This window comes from Actinomadura pelletieri DSM 43383 (genome assembly GCF_003634705.1).
Lineage (GTDB): Bacteria > Actinomycetota > Actinomycetes > Streptosporangiales > Streptosporangiaceae > Spirillospora > Spirillospora pelletieri.
Genome location: NZ_RBWU01000003.1, coordinates 851081 through 877427 on the forward strand (window position 1 = coordinate 851081; position 26347 = coordinate 877427).

Genomic DNA, 26347 nt, shown 5'->3' on the forward strand with positions numbered 1-26347 from the left:
CGGCGCAGCGACGCCGGAGGCGAGCGCAGCCGGGCGGATCGCGAAGCGATGCGCGTTCGCCCAGGGACGGTCACGTAGCGAGCCGCCAGGCGAGCGGAGTGGGCCGGTTCTGCAATCAACACAGCGAGCCGCCAGGCGAGCGCAGTGGGCCGGGCCTGCAATCAACACAGCGAGCCGCCAGGCGAGCGGAGTGGGCCGGGCCTGCAATCAACACAGCGGGAGGCGGAGGACCAGGCGGGCGCCGTACGCGCCGTCGCCGACATAGAGGCGTCCGCCGTGCAGGACCGCGATCTGCCTCGCGATGGCGAGGCCGAGGCCGCTGCCGCCGTCGGCGCGGCTGCGGGCGGTGTCGACCCGGGCGAACCGCTCGAAGATCCGTTCGCGGTCGGCGGGCGGGATGCCGGGACCGTCGTCGCGGACCTCGACGACCGCCTCCCCCGGCTCGGTCCGCACGGCCACCTCGATCATGCCGGCGGCGTGCCGTTCGGCGTTGGCGAGCAGGTTGAGCAGGACGCGGCCGAGCCGGGGCGGGTTCGCGTAGACCAGCACCCCGGACTCGGCCTTGACGGTGGTCGGGACGGGTGGGGCGCGGCCCGCCGCCACCGACTCCACCAGGGCGCCGAGGTCGAGGCGCTCGCGGTGGGCGAGGTCGCCGGAGTCGAGGCGGGCGAGGATGAGCAGGTCTTCGACGATGTGGTGCAGGCGGTCGACGTCGTTCAGGGAGCTGCGGAGCGTGTCGACGGGGTCGCCGTCGTCCGGGGCGTGGAGGGCCAGTTCGATGCGCGCCCGTAGCGCGGTGATGGGGGTGCGCAGCTCGTGGGACGCGTCGGCGATGAACGAGCGCCGTTGCAGGGCCGCGCTTTCCAGCTTGCCGAGGAGCGTGTTGACGTGGCCGGCGAGCCGCTCGACGTCGTCGCCGGTGGACGGCACCGGGACCCGGCGGTCGAGCTCGGCGTCGCCGATCACGGCCATGTCCGCCTGGAGCCGTGTCACGGGCCGTAGGGCCCACCGCATGGCCCGGCGGACCGCCCAGGCGATCAGGCCGACGCCGGTGAGGCCGAGCAGCGCCATGACCGTCGCGAGGATCCCGGCGGGCCGGGCGTCGGCGAGCAGGGACAGCGCGACGGCCGCCACGGCCACCGCGACCACCAGCAGGGAGCCGGCCGCGCCGATCGCGGCCGGCATCGCGCGGGCCCGCGCGGAACGAAACCGGTGGGGCCGATGGGGCCGGTGCGGCCGGACACGCGTTTCGGCGTTCCGGACCGACATGCCTCCTTTGTACGCAATATCTGTCCAATGAATGGCAAAGCCCTTGGGGGGCGATCGCATTTCCCCGGTCCGTGCCCGGCCCGGTCCGGCGGCCGTCCGACCCGCCAGGTGGCCCCTCCCACCAGGGGCCTAGCGTGGGCGTCCCCGGACGGCCCGGCGACACGGGAGGCTTTGCCACGCTTTTCACATGCGCCAAGGGTGACAACACCCTTGCCCGCCTATAAAGGAGTCACGTGACGACGACTCCCGCCAGGGGGATGGGGACATGGGCCAGACGGACGAGCCGACTGTGGACCCGGGTGGGCTGAGCCCGGCTCAGCGCCTCGGCGACGCCTGCGTCGTCTGCCGCAAGAGGTGGCCCCGGCCGCGCGTTCGCGTCGGCCGCCTGCCGGACTCGACCGGGGTGTTCGCGTGCGACGACTGCGCACCCACTCCGCCGGTACCCCGCGCACGGCGGGGCTCTCGGGGGTCGCGCACGAACGCCGGACGGCCCGTCGGGGAGCGGCCGTCGGCGATGACGACGGTGCCACCGTCATGGACGGACGCCGCCGTCGTGGAGGTCTCTCCAGGGAAAGGGTGACCCGGGCGTTCGGGGGGAAGTCCGGGACCACCCGTGAGGCGCGTCCGGCTGGGGGCGGTCGGGCGCGCCGGAGAGCCCTCTCCCGCCGCTACGTGTTCATCTTCGTGGACTGGATCCATGTCCGCGTCCACTCGGCGTAGTCGGTGCAGTCCTTCTTGTCGGACTCCTTGGGCTCGACCCCGCAGGCCTTCGCCGGCGCGTGCGCGAAGATGATCTCGTCGAGGTAGTCGCGGTCGCCGACATGGTAGGCGGCGCAGAAGCCCGGTTTGAGGCGGTCTCCGGAGCAGGCCTGCGGGTTGGCGGGCGCCACCCCCGTCCACTCGGCCACCTGCTGCTGGACGTCCGGGGACGCGGTCCACTGCAACCACTGGTACATGCAGTTCGGGTGCTGCACCCTCGCCCCGATCATCCAGGCGTCCATCCAGCCGGTCACGCCCTCGGACGGGATGACGCCCTGCACGGGACGGGAGGCTCGGTTCAAAACGTCCACCTGGTACGGCCAGGCCTGGCCCAGCACGGCCCGGCCGCCCGCGAACGCGCTGACGGCGTCGGCGGGCCTCTCCCAGTACTGCCCGACGTGCGGGCGCTGCGCGGCCAGGACGCGTCCGGCCGCCGCGAGCTGCTTCGGGGTCAGCGAGTACGGGTCGCGGATCTTCAGCTTGCGCCGCTCACGCTTGAGGTAGAGCGCGGCCTCGGCGATGGCGAGCGGGCTGTCCCGCATGACCAGCTTGCCGGAGTACCGGCGCGCCTCGTCGGGGTCGAACAGCGCGGCCCAGCTGCCGGGCGCCTGGACGGCCCTGGTGTCGTACATGAGGAGGTTGACGCCCCACACGTACGGGATGCCGTAGTGCTTGCCGTCGCGCCTGAGCAGGCCGCGCAGCTTCGGTTCCAGCTTCTTGTAGCCGTCCACGAGGTCGGGATTGACGGGGGCCACCTGATTCTCGGCGATGAGCCGTCCGGCCACCTCGGGGGGCGCGGCGACGCCGTCGTACCGGCGGTCCTCGTCGCGCATGAGCTCGGCCATCTCCTCGGGCGTCTTGACGACCTTCAGGCCGACCTCGCAGCCCGTGCGCTCCTGGAACGGCGTGACCCAGTCGACGCGCGGGTCGGTCCTGCCGCTCTCGACCACTCCGGGCAGCGTCAGGAGGTTGAGCATCCCCTCGCCGGGACCGAGGGTGCTCGCCACCTGGGCGAGGCCGACCGGCTCCTCCTCGTCGCCGCCGCGGACGCCGAGACCCGCGGCGGTCAACGCGAGGGCGACCACCACGGCCGCGCCCACCTTCACCCGCATCGTGGTCTTCAGCCGCATCCCGCTCCCCGAGTTCGCGCTCCGGACGACCCCGCGCCCGCGTGCGGGGCCCCGTCCGGCGAGCGTAGCGTCTCCGATCACCGCGGGGGCGCCGGACCCGCCCGCACGCCCGTGTGGTCACCCCTACGGCGCCGCGCGACCCGGTCGCACAGCCATTCCCGTCCGCCCCGGCGACCGCGCACGAGTTGTTCGCCGGTATCGCGGCATTTCTCCGCCGACCGCGAGGCGAAACGGCCGGAGATTACCAGGGATCGCGTCGCCTCACCGCTCCGTTCCATCTCTTGAAGGTGAGAACAGGCTTGCCTATTGGCACGCGATTGGAGTGAGAATTGCATGACCGAGGGAGTCGGACGATTTTCGGACGCGTTGTTAACGGAGAAACCACCGCGACCCCCGAGGGACGGCGGGTGCTGGCGTCCGCGCCATACACGGAGGTTGCTGGAGAGGGATATGGCGCGGGCTGCCGCCCTTCCCGGGGGTCGCGGCGGTCACCGGCGGGCGTGGCGAGGTTGGGGAACAGCGGATCACCTTGCAGTGCTGCCTGGCCACGCGATCGCCGGCACCCGACCGGACGGCGACGGTGTGACGCCTTCGAGAAGGAGGAGATTCGAAGGACGTCGCACGTCAGGCCGGGGGTCTTCGCTGGACGGCCGGTGCGGTCGGGGCCGGCCGGGCTCGGCGGAGGCCGAGGAGAAAGCGGAGAGCGTGACCACCTCGATCCGTGCGATGAGCCGCTGCGGCGTGTCGGCCTCCAGGAAGTCGCCGAGGTCGCGGCCCCTCGGCGGCAGTGCCCACCAGTGGCCGGTGAACGGGCCGAACCAAATGGTCCAGCCCGGAAATCGCCTTCCGAGCGCGTCCGCCTCTGCGGTGTGGTCGAACCCGGTCATCGCGCGACTCTCCTGCACATCCCGCTCCACCGAACCCTGCGGCTCCGGACCTGGTGTTTTCTACGACGAACCCTGACATTTAATTCATCTCAATTAATTGAGACAGTCAGATTGTGTCGCCGGACCCTGGGGCCGTCAATGGATGTTGGCATTATTCGTCCACCGCCGCGCGACGAAAATAAACGACGGGAACGGTGGAGCGGGTGCGACGGGCGGGGTCAGCCGCCGGTGGGGAAACCCAGGTTCACCCCGCCGTGACTTGGATCGAGCCAACGGGACGTGACGGCCTTCGTCCGGGTGTAGAAGTGGACGCCCTCCATCCCGTGCGCGTGGCTGTCGCCGAACAGCGAGTCCTTCCAGCCGCCGAAGGAGTAGTAGGCCATCGGGACCGGGATCGGCACATTGACGCCGACCATGCCGACCTCCACCTCGTTCTGGAAGCGGCGCGCCGCCCCGCCGTCGTTGGTGAAGATCGCGGTGCCGTTGCCGTAGGGGTTGGCGGAGATCAGCTCCATGCCCTCCTCGTACGACCCGGCCCGCACGATCGACAGCACCGGGCCGAAGATCTCGTCCTTGTAGGCGTCCATCTCCGGGGTGACATGGTCGAGGACGGTCGGGCCGAGCCAGAACCCGTCCCCGGCGCCGCCGAGGACCTGCGGGTCGCGTCCGTCGACGGCGAGCGTGGCGCCCTGCGCGACACCGCTGTCCACGTACGACGCCACCTTGTCGCGGTGCGCCCGGGTCACCAGCGGTCCCATCTCCGACTCCGGGTCGTCGCCGGGGCCGACCCTGAGCCCCGCGACCCGCTCCTTGATCTTCGCCAGCAGCTCGTCCCCGACCGGGTCGACGGCCACGATCACCGAGATCGCCATGCACCGCTCCCCCGCCGAGCCGAACCCCGCCGAAACGGCCGCGTCGGCGGCGAGGTCAAGGTCGGCGTCCGGCAGGACGAGCATGTGGTTCTTCGCGCCGCCGAGGGCCTGGACGCGCTTGCCGTTCTCCGCCGCCGTCGCGTAGATGTACCGGGCGATCGGGGTGGAGCCGACGAAGCTGACGGCCTTGACGTCCGGATGGTGCAGCAGCCCGTCCACCGCCGTCTTGTCGCCGTGGACGACGTTGAACACGCCGTCGGGCAGGCCCGCCTCCGCCCACAGCTCGGCGATCCGGACCGACGCCGACGGGTCCTTCTCCGACGGCTTCAGGACGAACGTGTTCCCGCACGCGATCGCCACCGGGAACATCCACATCGGCACCATCGCCGGGAAGTTGAACGGGGTGATCCCGGCCGCCACGCCGAGCGGTTGCAGGATCGAGTAGGCGTCCACGCGTGTCGAGACGTTCTCGGAGAACCCGCCCTTGAGCAGGTGCGGTATGCCACAGGCGAACTCGACGACGTCCAGGCCGCGGGCCACCTCGCCCGCCGCGTCCGAGACGACCTTGCCGTGCTCGGACGAGATCAGCCGGGCCAGCTCGTCCCGGTGCTCGTGCACCAGCTCGCGGAACCTGAACAGGACCCTTGTGCGCTTGGAGAGCGAGGCGTCCCGCCAGCCGGGGAACGCGGCCTTCGCGGCCGCCACGGCGGCGTCCACCTCCGGCCGCCCGGCGAAATCGACCGTTCCAACGACGCGTCCGGACGCGGGCTCGTAGATGTCGCCGCTCCGCGCGGCCTCCCCGTCGAACGGCTTCCCGCCGATCCAGTGCGTGACGTGCTTGCTCATCAGGCGGCTTCCTCGTCGACGGCTTCCAGGGACGCGACCAGGATGCCGAGGCCCTCGACGGCCTCGGCGTCGGTCAGGGTCATCGGCGGCGCCATGCGCACCACATTGCCGTAGAGGCCGCCCTTGCCGACGAGCAGTCCCCGCTCACGGGTCGCCTCCATCACGGCGGCCGCCAGCGGCGCGCTCGGCTCCCCGGTGCGCGGGTCGCCCAGCTCGACCGCGAACATGAGGCCCTTGCCCCGCACGTCCCGGACGATCGGCAGCCGCTCGCGCGCCGACGCCAGCCCGCCGATGATCGTCGCGCCCTGCCGGGCCGCGTTGGCCTGAAGGTCGTGGTCCAGGACGTAGTCCAGGGTCGCGTTCGCGGCGGCCATCGAGATCGGGTTGCCGCCGAACGTGGAGATCCCGACGGCGTGCAGACCGTCCATCAGGTCGCCGCGCGCCACGACCCCGCCGACCGCGAACCCGTTCCCGAGGCCCTTGGCGAACGTCATCATGTCCGGGGTGACGCCGTGGCCGCCGATGCCCCAGAAGCTCTGGCCGGTGCGTCCCCAGCCCGTCTGGACCTCGTCGGAGATGAACAGGACGCCGGACTCGTCCAGGACGCTCTTGTAGGCGGCGAACAGACCGTCCGGCGGCATCGTGAACCCGCCGACGCCCTGGATCGGCTCGGCGATCAGCGCGGCGACGTCCCCGCTGGTCGCGGTCGCGAGCACGTGCCGCAGGTCCTGCACGCACACGTCGATGTAGCGCTCGTCCGACATGCCCGCGAACTGCGGGAGGTGCCGGTCGGCGCCGTGCAGGAAGTGGACGTCCAGCGGCGAGAACGACACGTTCGTCCACGCGCGGTTCCCGGTGACGCCCGTCGCGGCGAACGACCGGCCGTGGTAGCTCTGCCGCATCGCGAGAACCTGCTGGCTGCGTCGCGCGTACGCGGCCAGCAGCAGCGCCGTCTCGTTGGCCTCCGTCCCGGAGTTGGTGAAGAACACCTTCGCGTCCGGAATGCCGGACAGGCGGGCGATCTTCTCGGCCAGCTCGATCTGCCCGCGCAGCAGGTACGCGGTGGAGGTGTGCACGACGCCGGTGGCGAGCTGCCGTTCCACCGCCTCGCGCACCTCGGGCACGTCGTAGCCGAGCATGTTCGTGAGGATGCCGGTGAAGAAGTCGAGGTAGCCCTTCCCCTCGGCGTCGGTCACACGGTTCCCCTTGCCGCCGACGATCTCGATGGGGTCCTGGTAGTTGAGCGCCAACCAGGACGGCATGACCGCCCGGTGGCGCGCGAGCAGTTTCGCGTGTTCCGACATGTGTCCAGTCTCATACCGTTCGGACGGCGCGGAAACCCGCAGAGTGTCACGACCGGGCGTCTCCCGTTAACGCTCTGCTCGCGCCCGACACCCTGTCACCAATTGATCATCAGCCTTGACACCCTGTCCGGATATCATCGCGGGTGATGCTGCCCACAGTCGACGACGTCCTCCAGCTCGACGCGGTACGCCGCGGGCAACCGCATGTCGTCGCGGGCGCGGACCGCACCGGCAACCGGGTCCGCTGGGTGCACGTCGCCGAGGTCACCGACATCGCGCATCTGCTGCACGGCGGCGAACTCGTCCTCACCACCGGGATCGCGCTGCCGGACGAGCCGGAGCGGCTGCGCGCCTACATCACCGACCTCGCCGAGGTCGGGGTGAGCGGCCTGATGATCGAGCTCGGCCGCCGCTACCTCAGCGTCCTGCCGCCCGCCCTGATCGGCGCGGCCGAGGACCACGGCCTCCCCGTGATCGTCCTGGCCCACGAGCCCGCGTTCGTCGACATCACCGAGTCGGTGCACGCCCGGATCGTCCAGGACCAGTTCGCCGAGCTGCGCGCCTCGGAGCGGCTCCACGAGATCTTCACCCAGCTCTCCGTCGAGGGCGCCTCCACCGACGAGGTCGTCCGGCAGGTCGCCTCGCTCGGCGGGCATCCGGTCGTCCTGGAGAACCTCGCCCACCAGGTCCTCGCCGCCGACGCGAGCGGCGCCGACCCCTCGGAGCTGTTGTCGGCGTGGGAGACCCGTTCCCGCGCCGTCCGTCCCGGCCGCCGCACCGGCTACGACGAGGCGTCCGGCTGGCTGGTCACCATGGTCGGCGCCCGCGGCGAGGACTGGGGGCGGCTCATCATCGACCTCGGCGCGCCGCCGTCGGCCCGCGAGACGGTCCTGATCGAGCGGGCCGCCACCACCCTCGCCCTCGGCCGCCTGCTCGACCGGCACGCCGAGAGCGTCGAACGCCAGGCCCACGGGACGATCATCGCCCGGATCCTCGCGCACGCCTACTCCGACCCGCAGGAGGCCGCCGCCCGCGCCCGGGCCCTCGGCGTCCCCCTGTCCGGCCGCCGTCTCCTCGGCGTGGTGCTGCGACACCGCGGCCCCGGCACGTCCGCGCCGCCCGTCGGTGAACTCTCCGCGCTCGCCGAGTCGGCCGCCGCCGCCTGCAAGGACGCCCGCCTCGCCGCCCTCGTCGGCGTCCTGGACGAGGGCGGCCCGCACGCCCGCGTCGGCGTCCTGGCCTCCCTGCCCGCCCGCACCGACGTCGAGACGGCCCTCACCGACGTCGCCACCCGCATCCGCAAGCAGTGCGGCGACACCGTCATGGCCGCCGGCTCCGTCGTCGAGACGATCCGCGACGTCCGCCGCTCCTTCCTGGAGGCCGAACAGGTCGCCGACGTCGCCGCCCGCGGCTCCGGCGCCCGCCTCTTCTACCGCCTCCCCGACCTGCGCCTGCGCGGCCTCCTCCACCTCCTCCGCGACGACGCCCGCGTCCAGACCTTCGTCGAACGCGAACTCGGCCCGCTCCTGGAGTACGACGCCCAGCGCGGCAGCGACCTCACCCGCATCCTGGAGCTGTACCTGGAGTCCGGCCGCAACAAGGCCGTCGCCGCCCAACAGGCGCACCTGTCCCGCCCAGCCTTCTACGAACGCCTCCGCCGCATCGAACGCGTCCTGGACGCCGACCTCGACGACGTCGAGTCCTGCGTCTCCTTCCACGTGGCCCTCCTGGCCCTGAGCTCCGTCCGCTGGGAACGCCCCTGAAACCCCTCACAATCCGTAACCTGGTCCCTACAGTAGGGACCAGGTTGCTAGGCTCATCTGCATTGGGGACGCGGAGTTCAGACCCGCTCGGCTGGGAGGACACCATGAGGGCAATGCCGGCGGACGACATGCCTGACCCCGAGCGGCCTTCCAGCCTCCGGCGAGCCGACGTCCACGGACGGAATGAAGATCACCGACGCGACGAGCCTCTGCCGCCTTGGATCATTCCTCCCGCGGAAGGCTTCAAGGCAGAAGATCTTGACCACCTTCCGCAATTGCCCTCTCACGCAGAGTTGATCGATGGCAGCATCGTCCTCGTGAGCCCCCAGTCCTTCTTCCACATGCTGACGGTTTCGCTGCTCGAAGGGGCTCTTCGCCTTCAGGTTCCTGAAGGGCTGCGTGTCAGCCGCGAGATGACGGTCACGCTGGCCGACCGGCAGCGACCGGAGCCCGACATCCTCGTCGTGGACGCCAAGGGCGTGACCGGGCGAGATCAGACCTCGTACAAACCTGAGCACGTGGTTCTCGCCGTCGAGGTCGTGTCGCAGGAGTCCGAGATACGAGACAGGGAGCGCAAACCCCAGCTGTACGCCGAGGCGGGCATCCCTCATTTCTGGCGTGTGGAGAACAGCGCCGGCCGGCCCATGGTCTGTGTCTTCGAACTCGACGCTGGCACCAGGAAGTATGTGGCGACCGGGATCCACCATGATCGGCTGAAGCTGACGGTGCCGTTCGACATCGACATCGACCTGACCGAGATCGACCGGCTCTGACCCGGGTCTCGCGCACCGCGCGGCGACGGCATTCCGCTGATCCGGTGGCATGGACGCGTGCGCGGGCTCTGGACCTCAGGCACACGGCACAGGTCACCCAACCAAGCACTCGGTCAAGGGCATGCGGGTGAGCAGGGGATTTCGGGCAGGACATGGGGCGCGGGGGATGTAGGTCGGCGCGGCGCCGGGCAGAACCATCAGGTGGGACGTCGTCAAAGTCCGCGCACCTTCGGGGTGGAGGAGGAGCTGCTCCTCGTCGCCCCCGAGACCGGCGCGCCGCAGGCCGTGTCGGGCTCGGTCATCCGGTACGCCCGCCGCCACGACGAGCTGTTCCTCACCCGTGGGCGCCGCTCGAAGCCTCTGGAGCCCGAGTTGCAGCGCGAGCAGCTGGAGACCGCCACCCCGGTGTGCACCTCGCTCACCGAGATCTCCGAGCACGTCAGGTCGGCGCGGCTCGCCGCGGCGCAGTCGGCGGCCGGGGTCGGCGTCTCGGTGGCGGCGCTCGCGACGTCGCCGGTCGCGGTCCGCCCGTCGCTGACCCCGTCGCACCGCTACCTGCGGATGGCGAACGCCTACGGGCCCGCCGCCGCCGAGCAGCTCACCTGCGGTTGCCACGTCCATGTCGGCATCGAGTCGCCGGACGAGGGCGTCGCCGTCCTCGACCGGATCCGGCCGTGGCTGCCGCCGCTCCTGGCGCTCAGCGCGAACTCCCCGTTCTGGCAGGGCGCCGACACCGGCTACGACAGCTGGCGGCACCAGGTGTGGGGACGCTGGCCGTCCAGCGGCCCGACCGAGCTGTTCGGCTCCGCCAAGGCGTACCGGGCGACGGTCGAGGCGCTGCTCGCCACCGGCGCGCTCATCGACGAGGGAATGATCTACTTCGACGCGCGGCTGTCCCGGCGCTACCCGACCGTGGAGATCCGCGTCCCGGACGTGTGCCTGGACGCCGACGACGCCGTGCTGATGGCCGCGCTCGTCCGGGCCCTGGTCGACACCGCCGCGGGCGCCTGGCGCGACGGCGAACCGCCCGACCCGGTGCGCGCCGACCTGATGCGGCTGGCGATGTGGCGCGCCGGACGGTCGGGGCTGCGCAACGACCTCGTCCACCCGACCACCCTCCGCGCCGCGCCCGCGCACCAGGTCGTCGCCGCCCTCCTGGAGCACCTCGCCCCCGCCCTCGACCGGTCAGGCGATCTGGAGACGGTCACCGGGCTCTTGCACGGCGTCCTCGAACGCGGCAACGGCGCCCAGTTCCAGCGCGCCGCCTACAGCCGCGCCCACGACGTCACCGCCGTTGTCGCGACCGCCGTCACCCGAACCGTCACGGTGTGACCCAAGCCCGCCCAACGCGTCGTGGGCTCTTGGGGAGGGCGCACGGCGCGTTGGGCCTGGGGCGAGGTGTCAGCGGTGGCGTTTCTGGAAGGGGAGGTAGCGGTCGGCGCGGCGGTGGCGGGCGAGGAGGCCGGTGGACTCGACGGCGAGGATGCGGTCGAAGCGGAAGGCGCGGACGCCGCGGCGCATTCGGCACCAGCCGACGAGGTACCAGTGGTCGCGGTGGACGAGGCAGGTGACGGGCTCCACCTCGCGGATGGTGACATTGGCGTGGACGTCGCCGTAGCAGAGCCGGACGACGCGGTGTTCGGTGATGGCGGCGGCGATCACGCGGGCCCGGTCGGAGGTGGCCGCCTCCAGGGGCGTGGTGAGGGTGGCGAGCGTGGTGGTGACCACATCGTCGTGGGGCGTGGCGTCGAGGAGGGTGTGCAGGGCGCGGCGCGCGGTGGTGGCCTGGGGGCCGGTGCCGAGGTGGGCGAGGGAGAGCGCGAGTGCGGCGATCTCCGCGGCGGAGAGTGCGGTGGGCGTGGTGTGTGGGTGCGTCGCAACGTTCGCCATGGTTCGATTATATGTTCGAGTGCCGACATTCTGGAGGGCCGTGGACGCTCCGATCGAGTCACGTGACGCACAGCGGGGCCGCCCGGCCTGATCGCTTGAGAAGGCGACCTTCCATGCGGAAAACTTGGGCCGCAAAACAGGCTCTAATCGGGCGAATCGGGGGCGAGCATGGGCCGATCGTGGACCGGCGTTGAGTGAGGCGCGGCTGGACCGGCCCCCGATGAGCCGAGACGAGGCGGACCGCGCGTTGGCGCGGCTCAAAGAGGAGAGGGAACGCATCGGCGCGGCACTGCTCGAACTGGAGGCCCACCAGGGCTACCAGTTGCTGGACGGCGCGTCGCTGGACGGTGAGACGCGACGCGTCCAGTCCGAGGTGCGCGCGGGAGTGGCGTCGCTGTGGGCCCTGTTCGACGTGTACGGGCGGGCGCTCGACGCGGCGGAGGATCTTCGGGCTCGCCATGCCAAGCCGGGGCAGGCTCAGCTCAAGGAGCTGACCTGGCTGCTCTCGGGTCCCTCGGTCGAACTGCCCGCCGAGGAGGTGCCGCTCCGGCGGCGGACGCTGCTGTCGGTCCCGTCCGGCGAGAAGCTGACGCTCCGGGCCGCCGTCGAGCGGATGACGCCGCTGTACGAGGCGGCCGCCCAGGCGATCGCCGCGCTGGACGAGGTGTGGTCGGCGCTGCTGTCGCGGCTCGCCGAGGTGGAGGCGGAGCGGCGGGCGGCGGAGGAGCTGCTGGAGTCCCTCGGCGGCACCGAGCCGGAACTCGACCGGCTCCGCGCCGATCTCGAGGCCGTCGCCGTCGTCGTCCGCGGCGATCCGATGGCCCTGGCGCGCGGCGGCCGGGCCGACACCGCCAAACTGGACGCGATTCTGACCGGGCTCGCGGAGGTCCGTCGCGGGTTGGAGGAGGCGGAGCGGCTCCGGGACGGGTTCGCCGACCGGATCCGCGGCGTCGCCGGCGTCCTGGAGCGGCTGCGCGACACGGAGGCGGAGGCCCGCCGGGTCCGGGACGAGGTCCTCGCGAAGATCGTCAAGCCGACGCTGCCCGAGTTGCCCGAGGTGTCCGCCGCGCTGGCCGACAGGCTCGCCGCCGTGGGACGTCCGGAGCGCGGCCACGGTTGGCACGACGTCTCGGCGCGGATCCTCGACCTGGAGAAGGCGGCGAACCACGCGCTGGACCGGGCGCGGGACGCCGTCACCATGATCAGCGGCCTCCTGGACCGGCGCGAGGAACTACGCGGCCGGCTGGAGGGATACCGCATGAAGGCCGCGAGACTCGGCCACGCCGAGGACGCCGAGCTTGTCGACATGTACGAGCGGGTCCGCGAGCTGCTGTGGACGTCCCCCTGCGATCTTCGGAAGGCGACCGTGACACTGTCCGGATACCAGCAGGCCATCAACGCCCGGGTGAAGGGAGCCGACCGATGAGCCAGTGCGCCGAGCCGGGCTGTACCGGGACGATCGACGGCGGTTACTGCGTCCTGTGCGGCGTGGCCGCCTCCTCGTCCCCCGCCCCGCCCGCACCCGGCGCGTGCACGCGACCGGGATGCGCCGGGAGGATCTCCGACGGCTACTGCGACGTCTGCGGCAGTCCCCCGGCGAGCGTCCCGAGCGTGCCCGCGCCCCGGCCGCCGGTCGCCGTGCCCGACGACTCCTGCCCCATGCCCGGCTGCACCGGGACGATCATGGACGGCTACTGCGACGTCTGCGGCGCGCCGCCCGCCCACACGACCCTCACGTCCAGGGCCGAGGCGTCGGGCCGCTCGGGTTCGATGGGAACCGGCTCGTCCGTGCGGACGGGCAGCACCCGCACCGGGTCGGGGCGCTCGTCCGGCCGTCGCGGGATGCTCGGCGCCGGGCTGGTCGAGGTGCCGCGCGTCCCGTACCGCGACCCGTCCACGGCGGTGCTGAGCGATCCGCAGGTCGCCGAGGGCAAGCGGTTCTGCAGCAACTGCGACCATCCGGTCGGGCGTGGACGCGGCGGGCAGCCGGGCCGCACCGAGGGCTTCTGTCCCAAGTGCGGCGCCCGGTTCTCCTTCACCCCGAAGCTCCGTCCGGGCGATCTCGTCGGCGGGCAGTACGACGTGCTCGGCTGCCTCGCGCACGGCGGCCTCGGCTGGATCTACCTGGCCAAGGACCGCAACGTCAGCGACCGGTGGGTGGTGCTCAAGGGCCTGCTGGACAGCGGTGACGCCGACGCCAGCGCCGCCGCGGCGGCCGAGCGGGCCTTCCTCGCCGAGGTCGAGCACCCGAACATCGTCAAGATCTACAACTTCGTCCAGCACGACGGCGACGGCTACATCGTCATGGAGTACGTGGGCGGCCGGTCGTTGAAGGACATCCTGCTCGATCAGCCGCAGCCCGCGGGCGAGAAGCACCTGCCGCTCGCGCAGGCCATCGCGTACGGGCTGGAGGTGCTGCGCGCGTTCGAGTACCTGCACGCGCAGGGACTCGTCTACTGCGACTTCAAACCGGACAACGTGATCCAGTCCGAGGAGCAGCTCCGGCTGATCGACCTCGGCGGTGTCCGGCGGCTGGACGATCCGAGCGGCGCCATCTACGGCACCGTCGGCTACCAGGCGCCCGAGATCGCCGACGCCGGGCCGTCGATCTCGTCCGACCTGTACACGGTCGGCCGGTCGCTGGCCGTGCTGAGCTTCCCGTTCCGCGGCTTCACCCGGACGTTCAGCACCTCGCTCCCGCCGCGCTCGGACGTGCCGGTCCTCCAGCGGTTCGAGTCGTTCGACCGTTTCCTGCGCAGGGCGACGCACCCCGACCCGGAGCGGCGGTTCCAGGACGCGGCGGAGATGGCGGAGCAGCTCACCGGCGTGCTGCGGGAGGTGCTGGCCGCCGAGGACGGGACGCCGCGTCCCGCCCCCTCCGGGCTGTTCGGCCCCGAACGGTTCACGACCCGGATGGCGGGCGGCGAGTCGGAGGTGTCGGCGCTGCCGCCCGTCCCGCCCGAGGTGGCCGCGGCGGCGCTGCCGGTGCCGCTGGCCGACGGGTCCGACCCGGCCGCCGCGTTCGTCTCCGGATTGAGCGCGCTGGAGCCGGAGCAGGTCGTGGAGGCGGTGAAGAACGCGCCGGAGCGCACGCCCGAGGTCAGGTTGACGCTCGCCCGCGTGAAGATCGAGCTGGGCGCGACGGTCGAGGCCACGGACCTGCTGGACGAGCTGACCGCCGAACGTCCCGGCGACTGGCGGGTCGACTGGTACCGGGCCGCCGGGCTCCTGGCACAGGGACGCACGGCCGAGGCCGAGCCCTGGTTCGATCGGCTGTACGAGCTGCTGCCCGGCGAGGCCGCGCCCAAGCTGGCGCTCGCCTACTGCCGAGAACATACGGCGCCGCGGGACGCGGTCCGCCTGTACGAGATGGTGTGGCGCACCGACCAGAGTTACATCAACGCGGCGTTCGGCCTCGCCCGCGTGCATCTGGCGGCGGGTGACCGCCGCGCGGCGGTCGCCGCGCTGGACTCGGTGCCGAAGATCTCGATCCAGTACGTGCCGGCGCAGGTGGCGGCGATCGCGACGGTGGTGCGCGGCCGCAACCCCGCGGAGCTGACGGCCGCCGACCTGGTCGGCGCGGGAGACCGTCTCACCGCCCTCGACCTGGACGCCGAGCGGCGCGACCGGCTCGCCGCCGAGGTGCTGGAGGCCGCGCTCGACTGGCTCCTGGACGGGCCGGGCGCGGCGACCGGAGCGCGGGGCGGCTCCGTCCTCGGCACGCCGCTGGCCGAGCCGAAGCTGCGCCGCCTGCTGGAGTCGACGTACCGGGAGCTGGCGCGACGCACCCGGGACCGGGACGAGTGCCGGCGGCTCGTGGACTCGGCGAACGCCGTCCGGCCGAGGACGCTGCTGTGACCGGCGACCCGAACGCCGCGAAGGCGGCGGAGCTGGCCTGCCCCGCCTGCGGGGAGATCGTGTTCGCGGGCGAGGTCTTCTGCGAGGAGTGCGGGCACCGGCTCACCGAGGCGCCGCCCCCGGAACCACCCGCCGAACCTGCCCCCGTCGCGGAGGCGGTCGCCGGCCCGGCCGGACGTCCCTGCCCGGGGTGCGGCGGGACGGTGATCGACGCGGACGGTTACTGCGGTTCGTGCGGGCTGCGCCAGCCCGCCGAACGCGACCACGTCGAGATGACGGTCACCGCCGCCCGGGGCGGGACCAACGGGACACGGCCGGTGCTCGCGGCGGGCGCGAGCGACCGCGGCCGGCGTTACAGCCGTAACGAGGACGCGCTCGCCATCGTCGCGCACACCACCGGGGTCGCGGCCGTGGTGTCCGATGGCGTCGGCTCGTCGCAGCGTCCCGACGACGCCTCCCGCACGGCCGCCGAGACGGGCGTCGCCGAACTGGTGGCGCGTCTGGACGCGGGCGAGGACCCGGAGGACGCCACCCGGCTCGCGGCGTTGCGGGCCGCCGCCGCCGTCGCCGCGCTGGGCACGTCCCCGGGCGACGCGCCGTCCTGCACGTACGTGTCGGCGGTGACGCGGGGCGCGGCGGTCACCATCGGCTGGGTCGGCGACAGCCGCGCGTACTGGCTGTCCGCGGACGGCGCCGTCGAGTCCGCCGAGGAGCTCGAGGACGTCGATGCCGCCGAGGTCAGCACCGGGGACATGGCGGAGCTGGGCCCGTCCCGCAGGCTCACCGACGACGACTCGTGGGCCGCGTTCATGGTGGCCGAGGGGTCGCTGACCGAGGCCGAGGCCGAGGCGCACCCGAACGCGCACGTCATCACGGCCTGGCTGGGCGCGGACGCCGGGGAGGTCCGCCCGCACGTCGCCTCGTTCCGTCCCGCCGGGCCCGGCACGCTGCTGGTGTGCAGCGACGGCCTGTGGAACTACTTCCCGGAGGCCCACGACCTCGCCGCGCTCCTGACCCGCGACCCCGAGCTCCCCGCCGACGGGTCCGACATGTCCACCGCGACCGATCCGGCGACCGATCCGCTCGGCGCCGCGCGGACGCTCGTCCGTCACGCCCTGGACGCGGGCGGTCGCGACAACATCACGGTCGCCGTCATCCCGCTTCCGTCCCCCGCCGCCCCGCAGAGCAGCATCCCTCAGAGCACGTCGCCGAGCACGGAGCAGCCCCGATGAGCGAGCAGCCACAGTTCACCGTCAGGATCGACCAGAACAAGTACCTGCCCGAGGGCGGCCGCGAGGTGCACGCCATCGTGTCCGTCGAGGCGACCGCGGCCGAGGGAGCCGCGCCCGTCTCGGCGTCCACCCGGGCGTCCGAGGTCATCATCATCGACACCTCGGGTTCGATGTCCTACCCCGACACGAAGCTGCGGTCGGCGATCGCGGCGGCGAAGGTCGCGATCGACACGCTGCGCGACGGCGTCGAGTTCGCGGTCGTGTCCGGTTCCAACGACGCCAAGATGGTCTTCCCGGCCCGGCCCGGACTGGTCGCCGCGACCCCGCAGAGCCGGGAGCAGGCGAAGGTCGCGTTGAACAGGCTGAAGGCGTCCGGCGGAACCGCGATCGGATCGTGGCTGCGCCTCGCCGACGAGCTGTTCGACGACGAGCAGGGCGGCATCCGGCACGCGATCCTGCTGACGGACGGCAAGAACCAGCACGAGACGCCCGAGGAACTCGACGCCGTGCTGGCCCGCTGCGAGCGCCGGTTCGTGTGCGACTGCCGCGGCGTCGGCACCGACTGGGAGGTCGCCGAACTCCGCAAGGTCGCCTCCGCGCTGCTCGGCACGGTCGACATCGTCGCCGACCCGGCCGGTCTCGTCGCCGACTTCCAGGCGATGACGGAGGCGGCGATGGGCAAGTCCGTCGCGGACGTCGCGCTGCGGGTGTGGACGCCGCAGACCGCGAACCTGAAGTTCGTCAAGCAGGTCCTGCCGTCGGTGGAGGACCTGACCGGCAGGCGCGTCGAGTCGGCTCCGCAGGCGGGCGACTACCCGCTCGGCGCGTGGGGCGCCGAGGCCCGTGACTACCACATCTGCGTGGAGGTGACACCCGGCGAGGTCGGCAAGGAGCTGCGCGCCGCCTGGGTGAAGCTCGTCGTCCCCGGGGCGCCCGGCGAGGAGGCGCGGGTCCTCGCGACCGGCAACGTCCTGGCGCAGTGGACGGACGACGAGGCGCGGTCCACGAAGATCAACGCCCGGGTGGCGCACTACACGGGCCAGGCGGAACTGGCCGCCGCCATCCAGGAGGGACTGCAGGCCCGCAAGGACGGCGACTTCGACACCGCGACCGCGCGGCTCGGCCGGGCCGTGGTGCTGGCGAACGAGGCCGGTAACGACGAGATCACCTCGATGCTGCGCCGGGTCGTGGACGTCGTCGACCCGGGGACCGGCACCGTCCGGCTGAAGCGCGAGGTCAACAAGGCCGACGAGATGGAACTGGACACCCGGTCCAGCAAGACCGTCCGGACGCGCAAGGACGAGACCGTGACGACCCTTCGGGGCGAGGGCTGAGCATGTCGACCTGCCCCAACGGACACTCCTCGCGGGCGGCCGACTACTGCGACGTCTGCGGCGAACGCATGGTCCCGTCCTCCCCCGCGTCCCCGGCCGGCGAGGGCATGAGCGCCTCGGAGCCGCGGCCGCCGTACGCGCCGCCGCCACCGGCGAGCGGGCAGGGCGGGCCGCGGCCGTGTCCCGACTGCGGAACGCCCGGCACCGACCGTTTCTGCGAGGCGTGCGGCTACGACTTCGCGACCGGCGGCGGACGGCCCACACCACGGACGGCCCCGGCCAACCCGGCCCCACCCGTCCCTCCGCTTTCGCCTCCGCCTTCGCCGCCGCCTTCGGCCCCGCCTTCGCCGCCGGAGCCCCAGGCCCGGCCCGCCCCCGCGGCGCCCGCGACCGTGTGGACGGCGGTCGTCACGGCCGACCGTGACTACTACGACTCGATCATCGCCGAGGAGGGCCCCGACTCGGCGTCCCTCACGTTCCCGCCGTACGCGCCCGAGCGGCGGATCACGCTCACCGGGCAGCAGGTGCGCATCGGACGGCGCGGCTCGTCACAGCCGTCCCCGCCCGAGATCGACCTGCGCGAGCCGCCCGAGGATCCGGGCATCTCCCACGTCCATGCCGTCCTGCTCGCCAAGCCGGACGGCACCTGGACGCTCGTCGACCCCGGCTCCACCAACGGGACGTGCATGAACGGTTCGATGGAGCCGATTCCGAACAACGTGGAGGTCCCCGTCTCCGACGGTGACCGGATCCATGTGGGCGCGTGGACCACGATCACGCTCATCCGAGGCGAGGCGACATGACGGCCGTTCCGCAGGTCCCCCCGGCAGGGCGACCCGACCCGTCCGCGCCCGGGCGACCCGACCCGTCCGCGCCCGGGCGATCCGGCTCGCTCGCGCACCGGCGGTCCTCCGGCCGGCTGTGGCGGACGCCCGAACAGTCCCCGACCGGCGTCGCGCGGCTGCTCCCCCGCACGGTCGCGGCCCGCGTCCGGACGTTGACGGCGGTCGCGGCCGTCCTGCTCGTGGCGCTGCTGGCCATCGCGTGGTGGGCGATCGCGAACGCCCGTGAGGGCGTCCGGGTGATCGGACACGACGCGGGCCCGCAGGTCGTCGCGACCGGCGACCTGTACTCCCGGCTCACCGACATGGACGCGCAACTGGCCAACGCGCTGCTGATCGGCGACGCCGCGGGCGGCGGGCGCGACCAGGCCCTCGCCCGCTACGACGAGAACCGGCGGAAGGCGGGCGACGCGCTGCTCAAGGCCACCAAACTCGCCGACGAGCGGACCGAGGACAACACGGCCCGCGACGTCCTCGACGCACTGGGCCGCTACGAGCGCCTCGCCGGGCAGGCGCTGCTGCTGGACCGGCAGTCCCCGCACGCGTCCGGACCGCCGTCGCAGCGGGTCATCGACCTCTACCGGCAGGCGTCCGACCTGATGAAACTGGACCTGCTGCCCAAGGCGTACAACCTCACGCTCGACAACGGCACCCTCGTCCGGCACACCTACGAGGACAAACGGTCGGCCGTCCGCACGGGCCGCACCTGGGTCCTCGTCACCGGGACGGCGCTGCTCGCCGTCCTCGCCGGTCTCCAGTTGTTCCTGGCGAGACGCTTCCGCAGGCTGCTGAACGTCCCATTGGCGGCGGCCACACTCGGCACCCTCCTGCTCGTCGTCGCGGGCGCCGCGATGCTGTCCGGCCAGGCGAGCCACCTCCGCAAGGCCAAGCAGGAAGGCTTCGACTCGATCCTGGCGCTGTCCCGGACCCGCGCCATCAGCAACAGCGCCGCCGCCGACGAGACCCGGTTCCTGCTCGACCCCGGACGGGCCGACGCCTACGAACAGGTCTATCTGAGCAAGTCCCAGACCGTGCTGTACCTGAAGGCGGGCAATCTGACCGAGTACAACGCGGCCGTGCAGAAGAACCTGTCATTCGAGCCGGGGCGCGCACCGTTCCTCGGTTTCCTGGGCACGGAGGCCAACAGACCGACCGAGTCGGACGAACGACGCGCGCAGCTGGTCGACGCCCTGAACAAGGTGCTGAAGAACTACCAGAAGGTTCAGGCGAACGACCGTCAGATGAGGAACCTCGTCCACAGCCGAAAACGCGCTGAGGCTGTCGCCGCCCGTGGAACGTCCGCGGCCGACTTCACCGAATACGACCGGTCTTTGCTGGCGCTGGCGGGCATCCACCAGAAGGCGTTCGACGAGGCCGTGAAGGACGGCGACGACGGGACGCGCGGCTGGTACACCGTGCTGCCGATCGCGGGCGCCGCCATCGCCCTGCTCGTGCTCGTCGGCGTCCGCCCCCGCCTGGCGGAATACCGGTGGTCCAAGTGAAGCGCCGGGTCATCGCGGCGCCGCTCACGGCGATCGTCCTGGCGTCGGCCACCGCCTGCGGCATCGCCGACGCGAACGAAACCTCCGTCGCCACCAAGGACGCGCTGGTCATCGGCGTCAACACCGACCAGCCGGGCGTCGCCGAACGCACCGAGAGCGGCTCGCACGAGGGCTTCGACATCGACATCGCCCGCGAGATCGCCAAGCGTCTCGGCGTCACCGACGTCACCTTCACCCGGGTCACCTCGGCGACACGGGAGCAGATGATCCAGGACGGTACCGTCGACCTCGTCGTGGCCAGCTACTCCGTGACGCCCGAACGCAAGGTGAAGGTGTCGTTCGCGGGCCCCTACTACGTCGCGCACCAGGATGTCCTCGTCCGCGGGTCCGACGCCGCGATCCGGAGCATCCATGACCTGGCGGGCCGGCGACTCTGCCGGGTGCCCGGCTCGGTCTCGTTCCCCCGCGTCCACGACGAGCAGGGCATCGCCGCGCGGCCCGTCGACGCGGTCGGCTACTCCGACTGCCTCACCGGACTGACCGCCGGGACCCTGGACGCCGTCTCCACCGACGACCTGATCCTCGCGGGCCTCGCGGCGAAGGCGTCCGGGAACGGCCGCGACCTGCGGATCGTTAACGCCCCGTTCACCGACGAGCCGTACGGGGTCGGCATCCGGAAGTCCGACGTGGAGGGCTGCGAGGCCGTCAACAAGGCCATCACGCAGATGTACCAGGACGGCACCGCCCCCCGGCTGCTGACCAAATGGTTCGCCCCCGTCGGCCTCAAGGTCACCACGACCGTCCCCCAATTCGAGGGCTGCGTCTGAATCACATCACCAAGCGCACATATTCAACTACCGAACGGCACCGCCGGGCTCAGTGAGACCGGTCGGCCACTGAGATCAGTCGGTTACGTAAGTGCCGGAAGGCGCGCGTGATCGTAAGTTATGGTCGCGAACAAAACCCGTTCCGGTAAGCACAGGAGTGCAATGACGACGGTCATCCTGGTGGTGATGTGCGTCGTGGTGGGGGCGCTCGAACTCTACGCGGGCAAGCAGAGCCGGGACCAGGCGAACGCCTTCTCCCGGCGGATCGAAGAACTGAACGAGCAGGTCACCAAGCAGAACAACGTCCTCGTCACGGTGGGCGAACGGCTCAGCGCCGACCTCACCCGCGTCAAACAGGACGTGCTGCCCGCGCTCGACACCCGCCTCCGGCAGAACACCGGGCAGGTCGAGGAACTCGCGGGCCTCGTCCACCAGGCCGACGACTTCCTGCGGAAACAGGCCGACCGGCTACGCGACCTCGAACAGCAGCGGATCACCCTCACGGCGCTCCGCCGCAAACTGACCGAGGTGGAGACGTCCGTCCGCGCCGTCACCCGGACCGGCGCCGAGGCGATCGAGGGCAGGGTCGACCTGGCCCTCGGCCGCCTGGACGACCTGGAACGCGGCGGCACGGAGATCCTCGAACTCCAGCGCTCCCTCACCCGCACCCTGGAGGGCGTCGAGGACGTCGTCACCGAACTCCTCCAGTTCACCGAGGGCGAGCTGGACGACACCGTCACCGCCACTCTCACCGGCCGTCCCACCGCCAACGGCCACACCGTCACCACCACCGGCCGCCTGTGGACACGCGACGACCAACTCGACGACATCCTCGGCGAAATGTACGAACGGTGCGTACGGGCCAGCAGGCTGAACGTCCGATTCCGGACGGTGGAGGGCCAGAACGGCCCCGGCTCACCCGAACGCCGCCGCTACTTCCTCGGCGGGCAGGACCCCGAGGACCTCGCGGGCGCCTTCACCGCACTCCTGATCTCCACCGGCGCAGAATTGCCGAACGGACCCGGCCATGGCCTCGCCCGCGCCGAACCACCCCGTCCCCCCGAGGACGAAGCCGCCCTCAAGGCCCTCCTGCGCACCCTCTCGGAAAGCTCCGGCGCCGTCGCACAGATCGGACCGCTCCTGACCGTCCGCACCCGCGACGAACTCCTCTGCGGCGTCCTCACCGCCGAGCAGTCCCTGGCGAACGACGAGGCCTTCTGGGACCCGTCCGCCGCCGCCGTCCGCCTCCGCCGCCTCCCACCCCATCAACTCTGGGACCTAACCCCCTGGTCCACCACATAACGGAATGTGCCAGTACCGTCCATCGCAGCCATGCGGCTCCGGCAGGTACCGTCCCGGCAACTGCCGAATCTCACCCGCTAAGCCACTCCATAGGCCCGCACGGTGCGGCCCGCCGAACCGCCGAACCTGACATACAGCGGGCACGCCACGGCCCTTGTCACCGGGTCGGCCTCCACGCACAGCCCGATCCCGGCCTCCCGGTCGAGGAACACCGCGTTCTCCACCGCCCGCGCGCCTCGAACCGCGTACGGGACGGAGTCTGCGTCCCCGGTGTCGAACAGTTCCTCGAACGTCAGCCTCCGCGCGAACCGCATCAGCGCGTCGGCATCCACCACCCGGCTCCCGATCGCCGCCGCAGGACCCGCGACAACGAGCCCGAAGCTCGGATTCTCACGACCCCGCACATAGATCTCCCGGTCGGGTTCCAACCCCCGCCGCCGGTCACGGACCTGGACACCGAACCCGGTGTCCTCGTCCACATACGCGGGCGGACCGAACCCGTCAGCGACACCACTCCGGACCCGCACCGCGCCCGCGGGCAGTTCCCACCCGGGCAGGTACACGCCGAGGCCCCGCAGTAACAGCCGCCAGATGGGACGCCTCATGACGTCCACGACGAACTCGCTCCGCGACTCCCGAACGGCCTCCATGCCGACCATCATCAGCCGCGGTTCCCCCTCCGGCAAGGGCCTTACCGTGCGGCCTCATGCACCGGCGCACCGCGTCGGCTACCTTTGAACCACCCGGATCATGACGAGGACGCCGCCGTGAACCTGCAGGACATGATGGTGCAGCACGACACTTCGTCGCGCACCGTCGACAAGTACCTGATGTCCCACGAGGGACGGGTCATCGCCGTCCGGCGGCACCCCGCCGTCCTTCTCCTTCCCGTCTCGATCGCCGTCGCCGGCCTCATCGTCTGCGCCGCGGTCAGCGCGATCGTCGGCGTCGCCTGGATCTGGTGGCTCTGGCTGGTCGCCATCGGCTACCTGGTCTGGAAGGTCATCGCCTGGTCGGTCGAGTTCTTCCTCGTCACCGAGCACCGGGTCATGGTGATCAGCGGCGTCCTCAACCGCGATGTGGCGATGATGCCGCTCGCCAAGGTCACCGACATCGCCCTGAACCGCTCCATGACCGGACGCATCCTTGGATACGGCGAGTTCGTGATGGAGTCCGCTGGCCAGAAACAAGCGCTCCGCAACGTCGGCTTCATGCCGTACCCGGAGCAGCTTTACCTGGAGGTCTCGTCCGTCATCTTCGGCACCATCGACGAGTCCCCCGACTAGGACCTGTCTCCGCGAAGAGCCGCAAGTCGGGCTGTTCGCCCGACGCGCGGAAGGCCGCAGCGGATCGTCCGCGCGCTCAGGCCGCTCTCGGCGTGTGAGCGTCGCCCACGCGGATTCCGCCAGCCTTCGGCGCCGCACGCGGGCGCGGTGCCCTCGGGCCACCCGTGCCGCATGCCGGCGTCCCACCGCCGGGCTCCACACTCCAGCCACAGCCACGAGCGTGACGCCCACTTTCGGAAAATTCTCGCCCGAAGCCATGCTGTATCCTCGGCCATCTCCATCGAAAATTCGCCGACCTGAAATCGAGCGAACAATTTGCTTCTGCGGTACGGGCACCCCCTCCCGAAGATCGGAGATTCTCGTTCTCTCTGAGGATGTCTCAGTGAGACCTCGCGTCGTACTTTTAGATGCCGCAAGGAAGGAGACCGGCCATGTCTGAGTCGGTTCGCCAGGACCTTCCCACCACCGACGAGATCACCGTCCATCCCTCCGCGGAACAACTCCTCGTGATCCGGAGGGCTGCCGAGCTGATCGGCTGGACCGTCACCGACTTCGTCCTGTCCACGGTGCTGGACAGGGCCGAACGAGACCTGTACGAACACGCCGCCGCCCTGGAGGTGGAGGTCGCAGCTTCCAGTGAAACGGCCCCTGTCATGCCTTACACGGCTCTCCTGATGGCCATGCCATGATCAGGTGAGGCCGGCTGACAAACGCGCCGCGTAGGCCGCCGCTTCGTCATCGGACTCGTACTTCTGACGAGGCCAGAAAAACCCGCGAAGCCCGTCCTTCCGATTACGCGGCACGACATGGACGTGCAGATGCGGGACGCTCTGACTCACCCGGTTGTTCATCGCCACGAACGATCCGGCCGCTCCGAGCACCGACTCCATGGTGGCCGCCAGGCGCTGGGCGTGCTCGAAGAACGGCCCGAGAAACTCGCCGGGCAGATCTGTGAGCGTCTCGTAGTGCACACGCGGTACCAGCAACGTATGCCCCTTGAACAGCGGCCGCACATCGAGAAACGCCACCACCTCCGGCGCGTCGATCACCAGGTGTGCGGCCCGTTCCCCCGCGACGACCTCACAGAACACGCACTCCTGACGAGTCCCAGCCATACCGAACACTCTCCCACCACCATCCACCCACTCGAACCCCACCGCTACCCACCAGGTCACGTCGGACGGATCTGGTGTCAACCCAACGCAGGGCACCCCGGCCAGCGATCCCCCGCCAAACAGCCGAGTCGGCCGCCACAGCGTCCGACAGGCTTGCCCACCAGTCGGAAAGGCAGCAGCCAACCCGACAACGACCGTCCAACTCTCGGCCAGCCCTGCTTCCGCAGGACTACCGTTACCGCGTCCCACGAGCTTGACGACCAACCCGCCACGTGACGTCCAAGCCCATGACGAACATCCGGCGCTCGACCACCTCCTCAGGCCGTCGCTACCGCGTTCCAACTAGTCCGACGTCCAGTCGGGACACGGCAACCGGTTCGACGAACGACGGTGCTCGGACCGGATTGTCCCGTGGGTGCGGACGCTCGGCTTGTTCGCGGTTGTCGAGCAGTCCGTTGCCGGTCTCGGCGGGGGTGCGCTCCATCCGTTCGCATGGCTTGCGGGTGGGATGGGTGCTGGGAGTGCGTGGCCTACGACGGGTGCCCTGGGCCGTGGCAGCCGATGTCGGGGAGACTCCTCGGCTGCGCAGCAAACCGGGGCGGGGGGTTTGTCGGTGTGTTTGCTGTTCGGGTCGTACGGCGTTCGGTGTCCCCGTTATCAGCTGAGGTTGGCGTGCTGCGTGCAGGTCTGCGGGGCAGGTTGGGGCTAGGCGGCTTGGAGGGCTAGCCACGATTGATCTGGGGGATCGTTCGGACGTGCGCAGAAGTAGACGCGGCCGGGGTCGCCCCAGTACCAGCCGAGGCGCTCGTCGGAGTCGAGTTGGAGGAGGAGGCGCCACTCCTCCACAGCCTGTTGCTCGTCCGGGGTCAGGGGTGGGGAGCCGACGGATTCCAGGGGACGGCCCGTCGACGCGTACAGGCAGTCGGGGCCGAGGGGACGCTGGACGAGAGCGGGCCAGCCGCCCAACTGGTGCGCGGGCGAGTCGTCCGGCCAGATGTGCTGCGACCAGACGGCGTGCAGTTGCTCGTAGACGGTCACGAAGCCGCTACAGGCCGCCTCCAGGCGTCGTATGGGCGCCTCCTGCGGTGATGGCAGGGAGAGGAAGGGGGCGGCGTACAGGCGGGTTCGGGGGTAGAGGGACGCGCCGGCGGGCGGGACGGCTCGGGTGAGGGCGCCGGTGAAGACGCGCCAGCCGTCCCGCTGTGCGGCCGCGTCGCCCCATGGTCGGGGTGTCTCGTCGGCGTAGTAGAACGCGGCACGCCCGGACGCCGGCAGCCCGGGGATGTCGCCGAAGTGGGCGAGTTCGGCGAAGTCGACGGCGCCGAGGAAGCCGAGGAGGCGCCCGTTCCAGCGTGGCCAGGGCTCGCCCGGCGGCAGCAGCGGAGCACCGCCGAGGTGGACGGGCACCTGCCCGTCGGTGCCCAGTCGCAGCGCGGGCCTGGTCAGGGACATCAGAACGGTGGTGAAGTCGGGGGGTAGAAAGATCGTGAGGAACGATCGGAGCCGCCGGTACTGCGCCTTGAGATGATCCATGTACGTAGGGTTACGCGCGCCGG

General features: G+C 71.4%; 21 protein-coding genes and 2 pseudogenes. 13 read left to right on the forward strand and 10 right to left on the reverse strand.

Annotated features, from left to right (window positions below; genetic code table 11):
- Positions 1–207: 207 nt before the first annotated feature.
- From BZB76_RS36825 to BZB76_RS17155, 6 genes and pseudogenes are all read right to left on the reverse strand, one after another.
- Positions 208–525, reverse strand: a pseudogene (locus BZB76_RS36825) (sensor histidine kinase); the annotation flags it as partial.
- A 138-nt stretch (positions 526–663) separates the two neighbouring features.
- Positions 664–1329 (reverse strand): annotated as a pseudogene (locus BZB76_RS36830) (histidine kinase dimerization/phospho-acceptor domain-containing protein); the annotation flags it as partial.
- Between the two features lie 608 nt (positions 1330–1937).
- A complete protein-coding gene (locus BZB76_RS17140; protein WP_121435327.1) occupies positions 1938–3158 on the reverse strand; it encodes an ABC transporter substrate-binding protein in 1221 nt (406 codons plus the stop codon).
- A gap of 524 nt (positions 3159–3682) precedes the next feature.
- Complete coding sequence (locus BZB76_RS17145; RefSeq protein WP_121435328.1) at positions 3683–4045, reverse strand: hypothetical protein; 363 nt, start codon at positions 4043–4045, stop codon at positions 3683–3685.
- A 218-nt stretch (positions 4046–4263) separates the two neighbouring features.
- Positions 4264–5763 (reverse strand): CoA-acylating methylmalonate-semialdehyde dehydrogenase, encoded by a 1500-nt coding sequence (locus tag BZB76_RS17150; RefSeq protein ID WP_121435329.1) that lies wholly within the window; start codon positions 5761–5763, stop codon positions 4264–4266.
- Positions 5763–7067, reverse strand: coding sequence for an aspartate aminotransferase family protein (locus tag BZB76_RS17155; RefSeq protein ID WP_121435330.1), 1305 nt, complete (start codon positions 7065–7067; stop codon positions 5763–5765). The genes BZB76_RS17150 and BZB76_RS17155 overlap by 1 nt, the downstream gene beginning before the upstream one ends.
- A 146-nt stretch (positions 7068–7213) precedes the next feature.
- On the opposite strand from BZB76_RS17155, the gene BZB76_RS17160 reads away from it, so the two are divergent.
- The 3 genes from BZB76_RS17160 (at position 7214) to BZB76_RS17170 (ending at position 10935) form a co-directional block, all read left to right on the forward strand.
- Positions 7214–8830, forward strand: coding sequence for a PucR family transcriptional regulator (locus tag BZB76_RS17160; protein ID WP_121435331.1), 1617 nt, complete (start codon positions 7214–7216; stop codon positions 8828–8830).
- A gap of 113 nt (positions 8831–8943) precedes the next feature.
- Positions 8944–9603, forward strand: coding sequence for a Uma2 family endonuclease (locus tag BZB76_RS17165; RefSeq protein ID WP_246007001.1), 660 nt, complete (start codon positions 8944–8946; stop codon positions 9601–9603).
- Positions 9604–9804: 201 nt separating this feature from the next.
- Positions 9805–10935 (forward strand): glutamate--cysteine ligase, encoded by a 1131-nt coding sequence (locus BZB76_RS17170; RefSeq protein ID WP_211343032.1) that lies wholly within the window; start codon positions 9805–9807, stop codon positions 10933–10935.
- Positions 10936–11004: 69 nt separating this feature from the next.
- Here BZB76_RS17170 and BZB76_RS17175 read toward each other — a convergent pair whose 3' ends face one another.
- Positions 11005–11493: a helix-turn-helix transcriptional regulator gene (locus BZB76_RS17175; RefSeq protein ID WP_121435333.1), complete on the reverse strand. Its 489-nt coding sequence runs from the start codon at positions 11491–11493 to the stop codon at positions 11005–11007.
- Between the two features lie 220 nt (positions 11494–11713).
- Here BZB76_RS17175 and BZB76_RS17180 point away from each other — a divergent pair, with 220 nt between their 5' ends.
- The 8 genes from BZB76_RS17180 to BZB76_RS17215 all read left to right on the forward strand — a co-directional run bounded on the left by BZB76_RS17180 (position 11714) and on the right by BZB76_RS17215 (position 22390).
- The gene (locus BZB76_RS17180; RefSeq protein ID WP_121435334.1) at positions 11714–12919 is read left to right on the forward strand and encodes a hypothetical protein; all 1206 of its coding nucleotides are present in this window, start codon (positions 11714–11716) and stop codon (positions 12917–12919) included.
- Positions 12916–15351 carry a serine/threonine-protein kinase gene (locus BZB76_RS17185; RefSeq protein WP_121435335.1) on the forward strand — a complete coding sequence of 812 codons (2436 nt, stop codon included), beginning with the start codon at positions 12916–12918 and terminating at the stop codon, positions 15349–15351. The genes BZB76_RS17180 and BZB76_RS17185 overlap by 4 nt, the downstream gene beginning before the upstream one ends.
- Positions 15348–16583, forward strand: a complete 1236-nt coding sequence (locus tag BZB76_RS17190) for a PP2C family protein-serine/threonine phosphatase (protein ID WP_121435336.1) — start codon at positions 15348–15350, stop codon at positions 16581–16583. Before BZB76_RS17185 ends, BZB76_RS17190 begins: the two co-directional genes overlap by 4 nt.
- The gene (locus BZB76_RS17195) at positions 16580–17917 is read left to right on the forward strand and encodes a vWA domain-containing protein (protein ID WP_121435337.1); all 1338 of its coding nucleotides are present in this window, start codon (positions 16580–16582) and stop codon (positions 17915–17917) included. Before BZB76_RS17190 ends, BZB76_RS17195 begins: the two co-directional genes overlap by 4 nt.
- A gap of 2 nt (positions 17918–17919) precedes the next feature.
- Positions 17920–18720 carry an FHA domain-containing protein gene (locus tag BZB76_RS17200; RefSeq protein WP_121435338.1) on the forward strand — a complete coding sequence of 267 codons (801 nt, stop codon included), beginning with the start codon at positions 17920–17922 and terminating at the stop codon, positions 18718–18720.
- Positions 18717–20261, forward strand: a complete 1545-nt coding sequence (locus tag BZB76_RS17205) for a hypothetical protein (protein ID WP_246007002.1) — start codon at positions 18717–18719, stop codon at positions 20259–20261. The genes BZB76_RS17200 and BZB76_RS17205 overlap by 4 nt, the downstream gene beginning before the upstream one ends.
- Positions 20249–21088, forward strand: a complete 840-nt coding sequence (locus tag BZB76_RS17210; protein WP_121435339.1) for a glutamate ABC transporter substrate-binding protein — start codon at positions 20249–20251, stop codon at positions 21086–21088. The genes BZB76_RS17205 and BZB76_RS17210 overlap by 13 nt, the downstream gene beginning before the upstream one ends.
- A 162-nt stretch (positions 21089–21250) precedes the next feature.
- Positions 21251–22390, forward strand: coding sequence for a hypothetical protein (locus tag BZB76_RS17215; RefSeq protein WP_121435340.1), 1140 nt, complete (start codon positions 21251–21253; stop codon positions 22388–22390).
- Between the two features lie 77 nt (positions 22391–22467).
- On the opposite strand, the gene BZB76_RS17220 is transcribed toward BZB76_RS17215, so the two are convergent.
- The gene (locus BZB76_RS17220) at positions 22468–23076 is read right to left on the reverse strand and encodes a hypothetical protein (protein WP_246007003.1); all 609 of its coding nucleotides are present in this window, start codon (positions 23074–23076) and stop codon (positions 22468–22470) included.
- An 81-nt stretch (positions 23077–23157) separates the two neighbouring features.
- Between BZB76_RS17220 and BZB76_RS17225 the strand changes: the two genes are divergently transcribed.
- Entirely contained in the window at positions 23158–23676 is a 519-nt protein-coding gene (locus tag BZB76_RS17225) for a PH domain-containing protein (protein ID WP_246007004.1), read from the forward strand.
- A 431-nt stretch (positions 23677–24107) separates the two neighbouring features.
- The gene (locus BZB76_RS17230) at positions 24108–24365 is read left to right on the forward strand and encodes a type II toxin -antitoxin system TacA 1-like antitoxin (protein WP_170180656.1); all 258 of its coding nucleotides are present in this window, start codon (positions 24108–24110) and stop codon (positions 24363–24365) included.
- On the opposite strand, the gene BZB76_RS17235 is transcribed toward BZB76_RS17230, so the two are convergent.
- On the reverse strand, positions 24366–24767 hold the full coding sequence (locus BZB76_RS17235) for an HIT family protein (protein ID WP_246007005.1): 402 nt from the start codon (positions 24765–24767) through the stop codon (positions 24366–24368).
- A gap of 729 nt (positions 24768–25496) precedes the next feature.
- Positions 25497–26324, reverse strand: coding sequence for a DUF1963 domain-containing protein (locus tag BZB76_RS17240; RefSeq protein WP_170180657.1), 828 nt, complete (start codon positions 26322–26324; stop codon positions 25497–25499).
- Positions 26325–26347: the final 23 nt, after the last annotated feature.